General features: G+C 72.1%; 14 protein-coding genes. 8 read left to right on the top strand and 6 right to left on the bottom strand.

The genetic code is table 11. From position 1 onward, the window contains the following. Nucleotides 1-2: 2 nt before the first annotated feature. Complete coding sequence (locus P8A20_RS15215) at nt 3-503, top strand: DUF6232 family protein (protein ID WP_147963940.1); 501 nt, start codon at nt 3-5, stop codon at nt 501-503. Then, the gene (locus P8A20_RS15210) at nt 500-832 is read left to right on the top strand and encodes a hypothetical protein (protein ID WP_147963939.1); all 333 of its coding nucleotides are present in this window, start codon (nt 500-502) and stop codon (nt 830-832) included. The genes P8A20_RS15215 and P8A20_RS15210 overlap by 4 nt, the downstream gene beginning before the upstream one ends. Before the next feature lie 137 nt (nt 833-969). Here P8A20_RS15210 and P8A20_RS15205 read toward each other — a convergent pair whose 3' ends face one another. Continuing rightward, nucleotides 970-2079 carry a citrate synthase 2 gene (locus P8A20_RS15205; protein WP_147963938.1) on the bottom strand — a complete coding sequence of 370 codons (1110 nt, stop codon included), beginning with the start codon at nt 2077-2079 and terminating at the stop codon, nt 970-972. Between the two features lie 257 nt (nt 2080-2336). Here P8A20_RS15205 and pdxH point away from each other — a divergent pair, with 257 nt between their 5' ends. After that, entirely contained in the window at nt 2337-2969 is a 633-nt protein-coding gene (gene pdxH, locus P8A20_RS15200; protein ID WP_306105152.1) for a pyridoxamine 5'-phosphate oxidase, read from the top strand. 15 nt (nt 2970-2984) lie between these two features. On the opposite strand, the gene P8A20_RS15195 is transcribed toward pdxH, so the two are convergent. Then, nucleotides 2985-3602 carry a TetR/AcrR family transcriptional regulator gene (locus P8A20_RS15195; RefSeq protein WP_306103657.1) on the bottom strand — a complete coding sequence of 206 codons (618 nt, stop codon included), beginning with the start codon at nt 3600-3602 and terminating at the stop codon, nt 2985-2987. Between the two features lie 102 nt (nt 3603-3704). Between P8A20_RS15195 and P8A20_RS15190 the strand changes: the two genes are divergently transcribed. Then, the gene (locus P8A20_RS15190) at nt 3705-4490 is read left to right on the top strand and encodes an SDR family oxidoreductase (protein ID WP_306103656.1); all 786 of its coding nucleotides are present in this window, start codon (nt 3705-3707) and stop codon (nt 4488-4490) included. Between the two features lie 416 nt (nt 4491-4906). Beyond that, on the top strand, nt 4907-6298 hold the full coding sequence (locus tag P8A20_RS15185; protein ID WP_306103655.1) for a PAS domain-containing protein: 1392 nt from the start codon (nt 4907-4909) through the stop codon (nt 6296-6298). A 133-nt stretch (nt 6299-6431) separates the two neighbouring features. On the opposite strand, the gene P8A20_RS15180 is transcribed toward P8A20_RS15185, so the two are convergent. After that, a complete protein-coding gene (locus P8A20_RS15180) occupies nt 6432-7187 on the bottom strand; it encodes an SIS domain-containing protein (protein WP_147963934.1) in 756 nt (251 codons plus the stop codon). 208 nt (nt 7188-7395) lie between these two features. Here P8A20_RS15180 and P8A20_RS15175 point away from each other — a divergent pair, with 208 nt between their 5' ends. Together P8A20_RS15175 and P8A20_RS15170 are read left to right on the top strand one after the other, a co-directional pair. Further along, on the top strand, nt 7396-8088 hold the full coding sequence (locus P8A20_RS15175; RefSeq protein ID WP_147963933.1) for an iron-dependent transcriptional repressor DtxR: 693 nt from the start codon (nt 7396-7398) through the stop codon (nt 8086-8088). Between the two features lie 641 nt (nt 8089-8729). Then, on the top strand, nt 8730-9623 hold the full coding sequence (locus P8A20_RS15170) for an alpha/beta fold hydrolase (RefSeq protein WP_306105151.1): 894 nt from the start codon (nt 8730-8732) through the stop codon (nt 9621-9623). A gap of 57 nt (nt 9624-9680) precedes the next feature. Here P8A20_RS15170 and P8A20_RS15165 read toward each other — a convergent pair whose 3' ends face one another. The 3 genes from P8A20_RS15165 to P8A20_RS15155 are packed head-to-tail and all read right to left on the bottom strand — an operon-like array spanning nt 9681 to nt 12860. Continuing rightward, nucleotides 9681-11324 carry a transporter gene (locus P8A20_RS15165; RefSeq protein WP_306103654.1) on the bottom strand — a complete coding sequence of 548 codons (1644 nt, stop codon included), beginning with the start codon at nt 11322-11324 and terminating at the stop codon, nt 9681-9683. Beyond that, entirely contained in the window at nt 11321-12145 is an 825-nt protein-coding gene (locus P8A20_RS15160) for an ABC transporter ATP-binding protein (RefSeq protein WP_147963931.1), read from the bottom strand. The genes P8A20_RS15165 and P8A20_RS15160 overlap by 4 nt, the downstream gene beginning before the upstream one ends. Before the next feature lie 37 nt (nt 12146-12182). After that, entirely contained in the window at nt 12183-12860 is a 678-nt protein-coding gene (locus P8A20_RS15155; protein ID WP_147963930.1) for a bifunctional DNA primase/polymerase, read from the bottom strand. 256 nt (nt 12861-13116) lie between these two features. Here P8A20_RS15155 and P8A20_RS15150 point away from each other — a divergent pair, with 256 nt between their 5' ends. After that, on the top strand, nt 13117-14499 hold the full coding sequence (locus tag P8A20_RS15150; protein WP_147963929.1) for an NsdA family TPR-like regulatory protein: 1383 nt from the start codon (nt 13117-13119) through the stop codon (nt 14497-14499). Nucleotides 14500-14645 lie beyond the last annotated feature (146 nt).

Genomic DNA, 14645 nt, shown 5'->3' with positions numbered 1-14645 from the left:
CTGTGGCGGCCCAAGTAACAATCAACGAAGGTGTGTTGTGGGTGGGCGGCGAAGCGTATCCGCTGCGCAACATATCCCACGTCGGTCAGCGCGAGCTGACCGTCGACAAGAGCGCCGTGTGGAAGACGTTCATCCTTCGAACCATCGGCTGGCTCATTCTCGGCGGCATCATCGCCGCCGTGTTCGACACGGTGGGGACGATCATCTTTCTCGCCGTCGAAGCCTTCCTGATATGGAAGTTGGTCTCCGCTCTGCAGAGGCCGCCGGTGTACGGCCTGGTCCTCAACACCTCCGGCACCCAGCGTGAAGCCATCTGGTCCACGCGGCAGCCGGAGATCCAGCAGCTCGTCCACGAGATCACCAAGGCGATCGGCAACCCCGACGTCGCGCAGACGATCATCAACGTGGCACACGCTGTGCAGGGCGACTTCATCCAGCAGTACGGATCAGGCAGCGTCGGCAAGGCTCAGCACAGCGGCAGCGGGAGCATCGGGGGATCATGAGCGGCGACCACATCGAGCAGTACGGCTCGGGCAGCATCGGCAAGGCCGAGCACACCGGCGGCGGTGACATCGTGGCCGGTGGCAAGACCGTCGGCGCGACCGCAGGGGGGCCCGCGGTGGAGGCCCTGCTGCGGGAGATCGAGAAACTGCGCCCGCACCTGGACGAGAGCGACAGGGCGGAGGTGGACGCGGCGGCCGACTCGATCGCGGAGGAGACGTCCCCGGAGGGCCGGCGCGGCCTGGTGCAGCGCATCTCCGGCATCGCGGCGCTGGTCGGCGAGATCGGCCTGCCGGTGATCACGGCCGCGAAGGCGCTGCTGGCGGGCTGAGAACCCCGATCCGCGTCGCCCGCCCGTCCGGAGGAGCATCGGACGGGCGGGCGCCGGGACCGGGCCACGGCAACGGCTGCACGAACGGGCGGGCGCCGACGGAAGCTGGACGCTTCCGCCGTTGCCCGCCCGCCCCGTCAGTTCCCCAGATCCGCCAGCTGGTCGTAGCCCGGGATCGAGCGGGGGTCGCGCGTGCCGGGGCCGACGTAGGTCGCCGACGGGCGCACCAGCCGGCCCGTCCGCTTCTGCTCCAGGATGTGCGCCGACCAGCCCGCGGTGCGGGCACAGCTGAACATCGACGTGAACATGTGCGCCGGGACCTCGGCGAAGTCCAGGACGATCGCTGCCCAGAACTCCACGTTCGTCGCCAGGACACGGTCCGGGCGGCGGGCGTGGAGCTCCTCCAGGGCCGCCTTCTCCAGGGCCTCCGCCACCTCGAAGCGCGGGGCGGCCAGCTCACGGGCCGTGCGCCGCAGGACGCGGGCGCGGGGGTCCTCGGCGCGGTAGACGCGGTGGCCGAAGCCCATCAGGCGCTCACCCTTGTCCAGGGCCTGCTTCACGTACGCCGTGGCGTCGCCCGTCCGCTCGATCTCCTCGATCATGCCGAGGACCCGGGACGGGGCCCCGCCGTGGAGGGGGCCCGACATGGCGCCCACCGCCCCGGACAGCGCCGCCGACACGTCCGCACCGGTGGACGCGATGACCCGGGCGGTGAACGTCGAGGCGTTCATCCCGTGCTCGGCGGCCGACGTCCAGTAGGCGTCGACGGCCTTGACGTGCTTCGGGTCCGGCTCGCCGCGCCAGCGGATCATGAACCGCTCGACCACGGACTCCGCCTTGTCGATCTCGCTCTGCGGGACCATCGGCAGCCCCTGGCCGCGGGCCGACTGGGCCACGTACGACAGAGCCATCACGGCGGCCCGCGCCAGGTCGTTGCGCGCGGTCTCCTCGTCGATGTCGAGCAGGGGTTTCAGGCCCCACACCGGTGCGAGCATGGCGAGTGCGGACTGCACGTCGACCCGGATGTCACCGGAGTGCACGGGGATCGGGAACGGCTCGGCGGGCGGCAGACCGGGGTTGAACGCCCCGTCCACCAGCAGGCCCCAGACGTTGCCGAACGACACATGGCCGACGAGGTCCTCGATGTCGACGCCGCGGTAGCGCAGCGAGCCGCCTTCCTTGTCGGGTTCGGCGATCTCCGTCTCGAACGCGACGACTCCTTCAAGTCCGGGTACGAAGTCGGACATCGGGCGGCTCCCTCGACTCGGCGGCTGTGTGCAGGCCACGAAGGCCTGTGCACGATACTGGCGGGTTACCACGGCACGGGGAAGGGTGACGTCCGGCACAGCCCCGCGGCTCGCGGACCGGCGATCGTGGCCCTCCCCGTGGGGAAACCGGCCCGCTGCGGCAGGATGGCCCCGTGCCCACAGCAGATGCCACTCCGTCCTCAGATTCCGCCTCCTCCCGCGTCCCGTCATCCGATTGCACCACCGATCCGGCCGTGATGCGCGAGCAGTACCGCTCCGAGGACTTCACCGAGAAGGATCTCGCGGCGGACCCCATGGAGCAGTTCGCCCACTGGTTCCGCCAGGTCGCCGGGGGCGGGGCGCTGCACGAGCCCAACGCGATGGTTGTCTCCACGGCCGACTCCAGGGGCCGGCCGTCCTCCCGGACGGTGCTGCTGAAGCACTACGACGCGCGCGGCTTCGTCTTCTTCACCAACTACGGCTCCCGCAAGGGCCGGGAACTGACGGCGAACCCCTACGTCTCGCTGCTCTTCCCCTGGCACCCGCTCGCCCGCCAGGTCATCGTCACCGGCAGGGCCGTCCGCGTCGGCCGGGAGGAGACGGTGGCGTACTTCCGCACCCGTCCGCACGGCTCCCAGCTGGGTGCGTGGGCGAGCGACCAGTCGGCCGTGATCGGCTCCCGGCAGGAGCTGGTGGACCGTTACGAGGAGCTCGCGGCCCGTTACCCCGAGGGCGAGAAGGTCCCGGCGCCCCCGCAGTGGGGCGGCTTCCGGGTCGTGCCGGACGCGATCGAGTTCTGGCAGGGGCACGAGAACCGGCTGCACGACCGGCTGCGGTACGTGCGGGAGAGCCCGGAGTCGGGCTGGCACGTGGAGCGCCTCTGCCCCTGAGGGCCCCGTGGGCCTTCAGCCCGTCCCGGCGCCCGAGGCCCCGGGAGTCGCCTCGCCCGGCTCCGGCAGCAGCCGTACGAGGCCGAGGAGGTCGGCCTCGGTGATCTCCTGGCCCAGGAACACCGTCCGGTACACGACGTAACCGGTCCAGCTGTCGACGATCGTGTCCACCGGCAGCCCCTCCGGGAGCCCGCCCCGGGCCACGCCGTTGCGCAGCAGCAGCGCGGCCCGCTCGGCATGGGCGCGCAGGAGGTCCCGCAGATCCGCCCGGCCGGCCTCCCCGCGCTCGGTCAGCGCACCCGTCACCACACTGGGGTCGCCGAGCAGGGTCAGGGTCCGCACCAGGTTGCGCAGCCAGAGCAGCGCGTCCTCGCGCACGTCACCCGTGTCGGGGGCCGGTACGGGGGCGAGCCGGTCGGCGACCGCCTCGGTGATCACGGCCGCCTTGTTCGGCCACCAGCGGTAGACCGTCATCCGGGCCACCCCCGCCCGTGAGGCGATGCGGTCCATCGTCACGCCCTTGTAGCCCAGCTCGGCCACCAGCTCCCGCGTGGCCGTCAGGACCGCCTCATGAGCTTGCGGGTCGCGGTGCGGGCCGCGACGGGGGCGTGCTGCGGGGCGTTCGTCGTCCATGGAACCTCCTGAGCCGCACGATACGGGCACAGCGGAATATTTAGACTGTACGTACTGTCTAGTCTAGTGCCATCCGGCACATCTCAGCGTGGAGGTTCAGTCATGGAAGACCGGTTCAGCGGCAAGGTCGTCCTCATCACCGGCGGCGGTTCGGGCCTCGGCCGTTCGGCGGCCGTGCGGGTCGCGGCGGAAGGCGCCCGGCTCGCGCTCGTCGACGTCAGCGAGCAGGGGCTCGCGGACACGGCGGCCGCGGTGGAGAAGGCCGCCCCCGGCACCGAGGTCCTGCGGATCACCGCCGACGTCAGCTCCGAGCCGGACACGCGGCGGTACGTCTCCGCCACGGTCGAGGCGTACGGACGCATCGACGGCTTCTTCAACAACGCGGGCATCGAGGGCAAGCAGAACCTCACCGAGGACTTCGGCTCCGACGAGTTCGACCGCGTCGTCTCGATCAACCTCCGCGGCGTGTTCCTCGGCCTCAAGTACGTGCTCCCGGTCATGAAGGGCCAGGGCTCCGGCTCCGTCGTGAACACGGCTTCCGTCGGCGGCATACGGGGCGTGGGCAACCAGTCCGGTTACGCGGCGGCCAAGCACGGCGTCGTCGGTCTCACCCGCAACTCCGGTGTGGAGTACGGGCAGTTCGGCGTCTCGGTCAAGGCGATCGCCCCCGGAGCCATCATGACCCCGATGGTCGAGGCCTCGCTCAAGCAGATCGACGCGGACAACTGGGAGAAGGCCGGCGAGGCCTTCGTCAGCGTCAACCCGATGAAGCGCTTCGGCAGGCCCGAGGAGGTCGGCAACCTGGTCGCGTTCCTGCTCTCCGAGGAGTCCGGCTTCATCAACGCCACCGTCATCCCGATCGACGGCGGCCAGTCCGAGCAGTACTGAGCCTCCCTGCCCGGAGAAGACCCGACGGGATCCGGGGAGTGCCCGGAGAACGCAGGAACCCGCAGGCTCTGGTCCCTCCTTGCGGAGGAGCCGGCCGGACTTACCGGCGAGCCTGCGGGTCGGTGACTGCTTGGGTTTCGGCAGACAGCCTGCCGAGGTGCACGGTGTGCGACGACGGGCTGTCAGCCCGCAGCCACCTCACGAATCCGATAAGACTGCACTTTTCGGATCACCTCCTTTCAGCGTGTGCCCACAGCCTAGGAACGCCGCCGCGCGGGCACAACCGAATTAACGCGGCCCCGGGTGGACACCGGATTTCCGGGAAGTGGCTGTGTGGTGGCTCACGTTCGAGTTCAATGGTCTGACGTGCGGCAATGCGAGACGCGAAGCGGAACACGCCCTGCGGGAGGTACGGAGTGAGTGCTTCCAGGAGCACCGGGACCACCGACGCGCTCGGTCCCGACGAGGACCCCGGGCGGGAGCGTCCGACGGCGGCGGCGATCCCGGGTTCCCGTCTTCTCGCCGCCCTGCTGGACGGGATGGACGCGGCGCTCTGCGCGTTCGACGCGCACGGCACCATCACCCACTGGAACCGTGAGGCCGAGCGGATCCTCGGCTGGAGCGCCGCCGAGGCCGTGGGGCGGCGCGGTTTCGCAGGGTGGGCCGTGCGGAGCGCGGACGCGGGGGACGTGCAGGGGCGGCTGCTGTCCGTCATGGACGCGCCGGGCCGTCAGGTCCACGAGTTCGCGCTGCTGCGCAAGGACGGCGGACGCGTCCTCGTGCGGACCCAGTCGTCGGGGGTCAGGGGCGAGGACGGGAAGCCCGCCGGGGTGTACTGCGCGTTCAGCGAGGTGCACGCGCAGATCGACCTGGAGCGTTCCATCGCGCTCAGCGAGGCCCTGTTCGAGGACGCGTCCTGGGGTGTCGTCGCCGTCGACGTGGACCTGCGCCCCACCGTGGTGAACGGCTACGCCGCCCGCGCGCTGGGCGGCGGGCGTACCACGCCCCTCGGGCGCCCGCTGGGTGAGCTGATCGTGCAGGGCGTCGAGGACCTGGAGAGTGCCCTGCAGCACGTCCTCGCCGAGGGTGCGCCGCCCGCCCCGGCCGAGCTGTGGGTGACCCTGCGCACCGCCGAGGGCGACCGGCGGCGCTGCTGGCGCAGCGGGTTCCTGAGGCTGGCCTCGCCGCTCGCGGAAGAACCGGTTCCGCTCGGGGTCGGCTGGCTGTTCCGGGACGTCACCGCGGCGAAGCTGGCGGAGCAGGACGCGGACCGGGTGCGCTTCCGCGCGAAGCAGCTGCACCGGGCGGCGCGCCAGGCCGCGGAGTGCGAGGACCCGATGGAGGCGGCGACCACGTCGCTGGACTACGCGCTGGCGGGGTTCGCCGACCATGCGGTCGTCGATCTGCTGGCCGACCTGGCGGCGGGGGAGCGGCTCGTGCGGGCCGCGGCCACGCCGTCCGACGCACCGGGCCCCTGCCTGCCGGTCTCCGGCGGCCCGCTCCCGGTTCGCTACGCGCCGGGACACCCGGCCCTCCAGGCGGTGGAACGCGCGGGCTCCGTCCGGGCGGCGGCACCGGCGGGCGCGGGCGGGGCGTGGGCTGTGGAACACCAGTGGCCGGGCGACTCGGTGCACGCCCTGTGCGCGGTGCTGCGGAGCCGGGGGCGGACGCTGGGCGTGGTGACGTTCCTGCGCGCGGCGAACCGCAGCGCGTTCGAACTGCCCGACGTGATGTACGCGGAGAGCGTGGCGGCCCGGGTCGCCACGGCGGTGGACCTGGCCCGGCTGACGGGCGGGCCGGAGGCCTGACGGCGGTGCGAGCCGGACCCGGGGGCGTCGGCCCGGCCGCGCCCCGGGGCCGGTGTCAGCAGTGGCCCGGGGTGCGCACCCCAGGGCCCGCGGTGGCCCCGGGACCGGCCCGGCCGTCCGGGAACCGTGCCGCTCAGTGCCGGTAGAAGACGCGGTCGCCGTACTCCCGCATCACACGCCCGTTCCACTCGTGCCCGCCGTCGACGTTGCCCGAGCGCAGCAGCGGCGGCTCGATCCCGCGGGCGACGAGCTCCTCCGCCGCGGTGGCCATCATGGCCTGCATCAGCGCACTGGTGACGACCGTCGACGCGGGCGCGAAGGGTGCCTCCACTCCCTCCGTACGCAGCTCGGCGTCACCGATCGCGATCTTGCTGTCCAGGACGATGTCGCAGTGGTCGCGCAGGAATCCGCCCGAGACGTGCCGGGACTTCGTGCCCGTCGTGTAGGCGACGGACGTGACCCCGACGACCGTGAGCCCGAGCGCGCGCGCGTTCTGCGCCATCTCCACGGGCAGCGCGTTGCGCCCGGACAGGGAGATGATCACGAGGAGGTCGCCGGCCCGGGCCGGGCTGGAGTCGAGCACGGCGCTCGCGAGACCGTCCACCCGCTCCAGTGCCGAGCCGAGTGTGGCCGGCATGACGTCGACGCCGACGGTGCCGGGCACCGCGAGCAGGTTCATCAGGGCCAGCCCGCCGGCCCGGTAGACGACGTCCTGTGCGGCGAGCGAGGAGTGCCCGGCGCCGAAGGCGAAGAGCCGGCCGCCCGCGGCGACGGTCTCGGCGATCGCGGCTCCCGCGGCGGCGATCGATCCCGCCTCCTCGTCGCGGACCCGCTCCAGCAGGCCGATCGCTGCGTCGAAGAACTGACCGGCGAGCTTGCTGTCGCTCATCGAGGAGGCCTTTCCTGTCGGATGGGGGTCCGTGCTGTGCCCGTGCCGCGGATCACGTTGCGGTCTGGACCACTGGGCTGTCAATAGCGCCCGGAACCGGCTGTCCGCACGGACTGCCGACGGCGGGGCACGGTTGTCGGCCCCATGCGTCAGAATTGGTGGAGGGCCATCGCACGACGACTTCATGTCACAGCATCGAGGGGCACGTATGTCCGGACTGATCGACACAACGGAGATGTATCTCCGCACCATCCTCGAGCTCGAAGAGGAAGGCGTGGTCCCCATGCGCGCCCGGATCGCCGAACGGCTGGACCAGAGCGGTCCGACGGTCAGCCAGACCGTGGCGCGCATGGAGCGGGACGGTCTGGTCCAGGTCGCGGGCGACCGCCACCTGGAGCTGACCGAGGAGGGCCGCCGGCTGGCGACCCGGGTGATGCGCAAGCACCGGCTCGCCGAGTGCCTCCTCGTCGACGTCATCGGCCTGGAGTGGGAGCAGGTCCACGCCGAGGCGTGCCGCTGGGAACACGTGATGAGCGAGGCCGTGGAGCGCAGGGTGCTGGAGCTGTTGCGGCACCCGACGGAATCTCCGTACGGAAACCCGATCCCGGGACTGGAGGAGCTGGGCGAGAAGTCCGAGGCCGATCCGTTCCTGGACGAGGGCATGGTGAGCCTGGCCGAGCTCGACCCGGGCGCGGAGGGCAAGACCGTGGTGGTGCGCCGGATCGGTGAGCCGATCCAGACCGACGCACAGCTGATGTACACGCTGCGGCGGGCGGGCGTGCAGCCCGGGTCCGTCGTCAGTGTGACCGAGTCGGCCGGCGGCGTGCTGGTCGGTTCCAGCGGGGAGGCGGCGGAGCTGGACTCCGACGTCGCCTCGCACGTCTTCGTCGCGAAGCGCTGACCAGCGTCCGTGCCCGCGTCGGCGCCCCGCCACACGTGCAGGCGCCGATGCGGATGCACGTGCAGATGTGAGCCGGTAAGCCCGCTTTCTGTTTTCCGCCCGGAATCGCAGCGCCCGGGCGAAACGCGTGCCAGGCTGTGGCCAGGCATATGACCTGAGGGCGCCGGCGGAACTCGCCGGGCGGTCGGGGAGGGAGCAGGGAATGCGCCCGTCGCACTGGCACGTACACCGTGAGGTGGCTGCCCGGCTCTCCGACGTCCTCACGCTTCCCCGTGCCGTCGTTGCGGTGCGGGGTGTTCGATTTTCAGGGGTTCTGCTCGACGCCGCCCCCACGGTCCGCCACGGGCACGGACCCCTGCGTTCCCGGGCATGTTGCGGCCCCGGCGCCCGAAGGTGCCGGGGCCTGTCCTCCCCTGCGCTGACCTGGAGCCCCGAGCTCTCGAGATCAGTCCCCGCGGACCCCTGTCCCCGAGTGGTCCGCTTCCCGGAGAAGGTCTCCCCAGGGCGGCCGTCGTCAATCCTGAACCGCTGTCACTCAAACGTGGGAAGTTGCGAGCCGGAAGCGAGTTTTCGAATAAGAGTTCGATAGTCTGGCGTGCACGCACACGGTGATCGAGGACCAGAAGGGGGTGCCAGAACCTATGGTGCGGCGCATCGATGTGACCGGATCGGACGGTGTGAGCCTCGCGGCCTGGGAGTTCGCCGATCCGCCCAAGGATCGCGCGGAGGCCGGGCAGGCCCCCGGGATCTTAATGCTGCACGGCCTGATGGGACGGGCCACGCACTGGGCGTCCACCGCCCGCTGGCTCTCGGAGCGCCACCGGCCGGTCGGCCTCGACCAGCGTGGCCACGGGCGCAGCGACAAGCCGGCCGACGGCCCGTACACCCGCGACGCCTACGTCGCGGACGCCGAGGCCGCGATCGAGCAGCTGGACCTGGGCCCGGTGACCATCGTCGGGCACGCGATGGGCGCGCTCACGGCGTGGCAGCTCGCCGCGAAGCGCCCCGACCTCGTCAAGGCGCTGATCATCTGCGACATGAGGGCCTCCGCGATCGGCGCTGCCTCGCAGCGCGAGTGGGCGGACTGGTTCACCACCTGGCCACTGCCCTTCGCGACGCTCGCCGACGTGCGGAAGTGGTTCGGCGAGGACGACCCCTGGGTGGAGCGGCCCAGCCCCTCGCGCGGCGAGTTCTTCGCCGAGGTGATGGCCGAGAGCGCCGACGGCTGGCGGCCCGTCTTCTCCCAGGAACAGATGCTGACGTCCCGGGCCACCTGGGTCTACGACGCCCATTGGGAGGAGCTCGCCCAGGTGCGCTGCCCGACCCTGGTCCTGCGCGGGATCGACGGAGAACTGGGCAGGGCCGAGGCCCAGGAGATGGTCCGCGTCCTGCCGCGCGGGCAGTACGCGGAGGTCGAGGACGCCGGCCATCTCGTCCACTACGACCGGCCGGAGGGCTGGCGCAGGGCGGTGGAGCCCTTCCTGCAACAGCTCGCCGAGGGACACCGCGACGAACGGGAGCCCGTCAGCCCCTGAACCCCGGCCGCCCCCGTCCCGTCCTCGCCGGCCCGCGCGCCCCCGCGCCCTGGCCCGTCAGCCCTTGCTGACCGCCGCCAGGATCTCGGGGAGCCGCTGCGCGGTGCGCGGAGCCGCCAGCCGTACGCCCAGCCACCCGATGAACGCCCCGTACACCGCACCCACCGGCAACAGCAGCCACAACTGGTCCTGACGGCCCGCCACGTGCAGCCAGACCGTCAGCCCGATCACCGGCCCGCTGAGCACCGCGGCCGCCACCACCCCGCCGAGCATGGAGATCCAGGCGAGCCCGGCCTGCCCCGGCACGACGTTCTTGAACGCCCCGTCCTGCGGGATCGAGTACGGGAACAGCGCCGACGCCAGCGCGCCCGTCGCCAGCATCGCGCCGAGCAGCGCGAACGACAGGCCCATCACCCCCGGCAGCGCCCCCCAGTCCCCGAGGACCGCCGCGGTCACCACCGTCACCAGGACCGTGTACGGCAGGGTGATCAGCAGCAGGGCCAGGGCACGCGCCCGTAGTTCGAGGTACGCGTCCCGGGTCGAGGACACCGACAGGGCCACCATCCAGAAGGCGGAGGTGTCCTGTCCGAACTGGTTGTACATCTGCATGCCGAGCATCCCGGCCGCGAAGCACGCGAAATAGACCGACCCGCCGCCCTGCACCGCGTTGAGCACCGGCACGATCAGGCCGATCGCCAGAGCCGTCACCCAGGCCGCCTTGGTCTTCGGGTCCCGTACGACGTACCGCAGGCTCCGCTCCATCACCGTGCCCGTACGCCCCTCCGGAAGCAGCTGGAAGAGACCGGAACGGCCCGCGCCGGAGCGCCCGGCCGACGGCTCGGCCGCGGCGACCGTGGAGCCGTCCGGCGACGTCATCAGCTTCACGAGGCTCCGCTCCCACAGCCACAGCAGCCCGCCCAGCGCGAGCGCCGAGAGCAGCAACTGCCCCAGCGCCGCCCCGTACGCACCCTCGGAGGCGGACCCCACCGAGCCGAGAGCCGAGGCCGGCGGCAGCCACCGCACCACGTCCGCGACCGGTTCGAGCGAGGACAGCCCGCCGGCCCGGCCCAGGCGCTGCGCCCCGAAGTTGACGAACTGGATGCCCACCGCGATCACCAGCCCGCTGAGCACCGCGAGATCGCGGCCCTTGCGCGAGGTCAGCAGCCGGATGTTGGCCGTGGTGACCGAGCGCGCCAGCGCCACACAGACCAGCAGCGTCAGCGGCACGGCGATCACCCCGAACACCACCGCGACCGCCCCGTGCGCCAGGGCGATCACCGAGCCGAGGACCAGGGCGAGCGTGAAGAGCGGCCCGATACCTATCAGCGAAGCCGTCAGCAGCGCCCCGATCAGCGGCCGCGGCCGCAGCGGCAGCATCACCAGCCGGCTCGGGTCCAGGGTCTCGTCCCCGCTCGGGAAGAACAGCGGCATCACCGCCCAGCCCAGCGCCAGGACGGCGGTGAGGAGCACCACCAGGGTGCCCGCCTGTGCGTGGCCGCGCAGCGCGACCAGGGCGATCACCTGGCCCGCCGCGAGCAGAAGCGTCACGACGAGGGACGCGACGTAGGCGGCCCGCCGCCCGGACGACTGGCGCAGTCCGTTGCGCAGCAGCGTCAGCTTGAGCCGTGCGAAGACGGGGACCAGGCCCTGACCGCGTACGGCCGGGACGGCGGCACCCGCGGGGGCGTCCAGCACCGTCATCGGGCACCGCCCAGCCAGTCGAGGGACTCCCCGGTGTCCCGGGCGCCCGCGCCGACGAGTTCCAGGAAGGCGTCCTGGAGGGAGGCCGCGTCGCCGCGCACCTCGGTCAGCGTGCCGTGGGCCCGGATCCGTCCCGCCGCCAGCACGGCCACCCAGTCGCAGAGGGACTCGACGAGCTCCATCACATGGCTGGAGAAGACCACGGTCGCACCGGAGCGCGTGTAGCGCTCCAGGACGCCGCGGATGGTCTGCGCCGACACCGGGTCCACGCCCTCGAACGGTTCGTCGAGGAACAGGACTTCGGGGTTGTGCAGCAGCGCGGACGCCAGCCCGATCTTCTTGCGCATCCCGGTCGAGTAGTCCACCACCAGCTTGTGCTGCGCCCCCGCGAGATCCAGGACGTCGAGCAGCTGGGTGGCGCGCTTGTCCACCTCGGCGCCGGGAAGCCCGCGCAACCTGCCCGTGTAGCCGAGGAGTTCACGTCCCGAGAGCCGCTCGAAGAGCCGCAGCCCCTCGGGCAGCACCCCGATCCTGGACTTCACCTCGACCGGGTCCCGCCACACGTCGTGTCCCGCGACCTCGATCCGCCCCATGTCGGGCCGCAGGAGCCCGGTCACCATCGAGAGCGTCGTGGTCTTCCCCGCGCCGTTGGGGCCCACCAGGCCGATGAACTTCCCCGCGGGCAGCTCCAGATCGATCCCCGCGACCGCGACCTGCTCCCCGAACCGTTTCCACAACCCCTCCACCCGCACGGCGGGAACCGGCGCAGGAGCCGCGCCCGCCGTGTCGGTCCCGCCCGTACGCTCCGCCTGGTCCGGCATGGCACTGCCTTTCGAAGTCCCCGCTAGTGGGACCAGCCTACGAAAGACGGCTCCGGGCGTCGGCGGCCTCGCGGGCGCATGCGTACGCGAGCGGGCCCATCAGCTCCTCCACGTCGGGCAGCCACAGATCGGCGCGGGAGGGGCGGCGGGCCCACTGCACGGCCCCGCGCCCGGCCGTCCGGGTCGGCGGGCCGGCCATGTGGTCGCCCTCGCCGCGCCCCACCATGCCGATCGCCTCGGCGTCCCAGCCCAGGTCGCGGACCAGCGCGGGCGCCTTGGCCGCGGCACCCGGCAGCGCGAGGAACAGCATCCGGCGGTCCGGGGTGCGGGTGACCGGGCCGAGCGTCAGGCCCATCCGCTCCATCCTGGCCAGGGCCAGGAAACCGGCCGCCTCCGGTACGTCCAGGGCGTCGAAGGTCCGGCCGGTGGGCAGGAGGACCGCCGACCCGGGCTGCCTGGACCACATCCTGCGTGCGGCGGCGGCACTGCCGGTCACCTGGTCCGCCCAGTCCGGCCGGGTGGGATGTGCCCCGGGGGCCGTGCAGCCGGCGTCACCGCACGAGCAGCGCTCCGCCCCTCCGACGACCTCGGTCCAGGTGCCCGGGAAAACGTCCCAGTGCCGCTCCTGGGCGTACCAGGCGGCGGCTTCGAGTAACTGTTCACCTCGCTGCTTGGGGACCTGGGCGGCTTCCGTCACTCCGATGGGCTCTTCCACTCCCCGCTCAACTCCCGGCGCCACCTGGGGTTACGGGCGCACGCGCATCCTTCGGGACGGATCGATCCTGCACATGGGGCGCACGGGTGCACGGCCGGGGGCGCGTAGGAGGAAGCGCAGCGGTGCGCGGGTAGGCACACGCAGGATTGTGCCAACTCACCACTGCTCGTACCCGATACAGATGAATATGCGCATTTCTTGTGCCGTGCCGGGCAGTGATGCCTTCACTGGAATCACTGCGGTCTCAGGGGGAAATATGGCAGCCAGGCCTCTCGTCGCCCGCCAGCCGAACGAACGTCTCCAGACGCTCATCCAGGAGGCGGCGTGCTCCAACGCCGGCCTCGCCCGCCGGGTCAACATGGTCGGGGCGGAACGGGGGCTCGACCTCCGCTACGACAAGACCTCCGTGGCCCGCTGGCTGCGCGGACAGCAACCACGCGGCAGGGCGCCGGGAATCATCGCCGAGGCGATCGGACGCAAGCTCGGACGCACGGTCACGATCGACGAGATCGGTATGGCCAACGGCAAGAGCCTGGCTTCCGGGGTCGGTCTGCAGTTCGCGCCCACCGTGCTCGGAGCCGTCGAGCAGGTCTGCGAGCTGTGGCGCAGCGACGTGGGCCGCCGTGACCTGCTGTCCGGCTCGGCGGTGGCGGCCTCGGCCCTGGTCGAGCCCAGCCGGGACTGGCTGATCACGGGCGCCGACCCGCAGGTCGCGCGGACGGCCGGGAGCAGGGTCGGCATGCCGGACGTGGCGGCGGTGCGGGCCATGACCGCGGCGCTGGTCGACCTCGACCACCGCTTCGGCAGCGGACATGTGCGGCCCGTGCTGGTGCACTACCTCAACAGCGTGGTGTCCGGGCTGCTTTCGGGGTCGTACCGCGAATCCGTCGGCCGCGAGCTGTTCGGCGCGGTCGCCCGGCTCACCGAGCTCGCCGGGTACATGGCCGTCGACACGGGCCAGCCCGGGCTGGCCCAGCGGTACTACATCCAGGCGCTGCGCCTGGCCCAGGCCGCGGGCGACCGTGCTTACGGGGGCTATGTGCTGGCCGCCTCCATGAGCCATCTCGCGGCCCAGCTGGGCAATCCGCGTGAGATCGCCCAACTGGCGCGGGCCGCCCAGGAGGGCGCGCGGGGGCGGGTGACCCCGAGGGCGGAGTCGATGTTCCACGCCGCGGAGGCCCGGGGCCACGCGCTGATGGGCGACGCCCGCACCTGCCACACCGCGGCGGGGAGGGCGCTGGCCGCCCTGGAACAGGCCGACCCGGACACGGGCGACGACCCGGACTGGATCGCGCACTTCGACGCGGGCTATCTCGCCGACGAACTGGCCCACTGCCACCGTGACCTGGGACAGGCGGAGCCGGCCGCCCGCCGCGCGAAGGAGGCCCTGGCCGCCCTCCCGGAGTCGCGGACCCGGCGCCGGGGCATCGGCCTGGTGCTGCTGGCCTCGGCACAGGTGCAGCAGCGTGAGGTGGAACAGGCCTGCCACACGGGGCTGCGGGCGATGGAACTGCTGGGGACGGTGCGCTCCAGCCGGGGTGCCGAATATCTCGACGACCTCCAGCAGCGGTTCGAGCCGTACGCGAACGAACCCTCGGTCCGGGAGTTCGGCGCGAGGCTGGAGCTCCAGGCCGCCTGACCGGCGTCTTCGGTGAGTTGACCATGATCAGCGCCGTGGACGCCCCAGGTGTTACCCGCGGTGTGAAGGGGTGGTGAGCGCTCTCGGGCGCTTGGCGCCGGGCTCCGGACACCCGGTAGCGTGAGCCGACGATTCCATAGGTTCAC

Origin of the sequence: Streptomyces sp. Alt3 (assembly GCF_030719215.1) — a bacterium.
In the GTDB taxonomy this organism is placed as follows: Bacteria; Actinomycetota; Actinomycetes; order Streptomycetales; family Streptomycetaceae; genus Streptomyces; species Streptomyces glycanivorans.
Note: the sequence above shows the minus strand (reverse complement) of the source record. Positions and strands in the feature narration are given on the sequence as shown.

What these genes read in the sequence shown, in the direction of transcription:
- P8A20_RS15160 (WP_147963931.1), bottom strand. Translation starts at nt 12,145, where the DNA reads ATGCCGGACCAGGCGGAGCGTACGGGCGGGACCGACACGGCGGGCGCG.
- P8A20_RS15170 (WP_306105151.1), top strand. Translation starts at nt 8,730, where the DNA reads ATGGTGCGGCGCATCGATGTGACCGGATCGGACGGTGTGAGCCTCGCG.
- P8A20_RS15205 (WP_147963938.1), bottom strand. Translation starts at nt 2,079, where the DNA reads ATGTCCGACTTCGTACCCGGACTTGAAGGAGTCGTCGCGTTCGAGACG.
- P8A20_RS15150 (WP_147963929.1), top strand. Translation starts at nt 13,117, where the DNA reads ATGGCAGCCAGGCCTCTCGTCGCCCGCCAGCCGAACGAACGTCTCCAG.
- P8A20_RS15165 (WP_306103654.1), bottom strand. Translation starts at nt 11,324, where the DNA reads ATGACGGTGCTGGACGCCCCCGCGGGTGCCGCCGTCCCGGCCGTACGC.
- P8A20_RS15180 (WP_147963934.1), bottom strand. Translation starts at nt 7,187, where the DNA reads ATGAGCGACAGCAAGCTCGCCGGTCAGTTCTTCGACGCAGCGATCGGC.
- P8A20_RS15190 (WP_306103656.1), top strand. Translation starts at nt 3,705, where the DNA reads ATGGAAGACCGGTTCAGCGGCAAGGTCGTCCTCATCACCGGCGGCGGT.
- P8A20_RS15175 (WP_147963933.1), top strand. Translation starts at nt 7,396, where the DNA reads ATGTCCGGACTGATCGACACAACGGAGATGTATCTCCGCACCATCCTC.
- pdxH (WP_306105152.1), top strand. Translation starts at nt 2,337, where the DNA reads ATGCGCGAGCAGTACCGCTCCGAGGACTTCACCGAGAAGGATCTCGCG.
- P8A20_RS15210 (WP_147963939.1), top strand. Translation starts at nt 500, where the DNA reads ATGAGCGGCGACCACATCGAGCAGTACGGCTCGGGCAGCATCGGCAAG.
- P8A20_RS15195 (WP_306103657.1), bottom strand. Translation starts at nt 3,602, where the DNA reads ATGGACGACGAACGCCCCGCAGCACGCCCCCGTCGCGGCCCGCACCGC.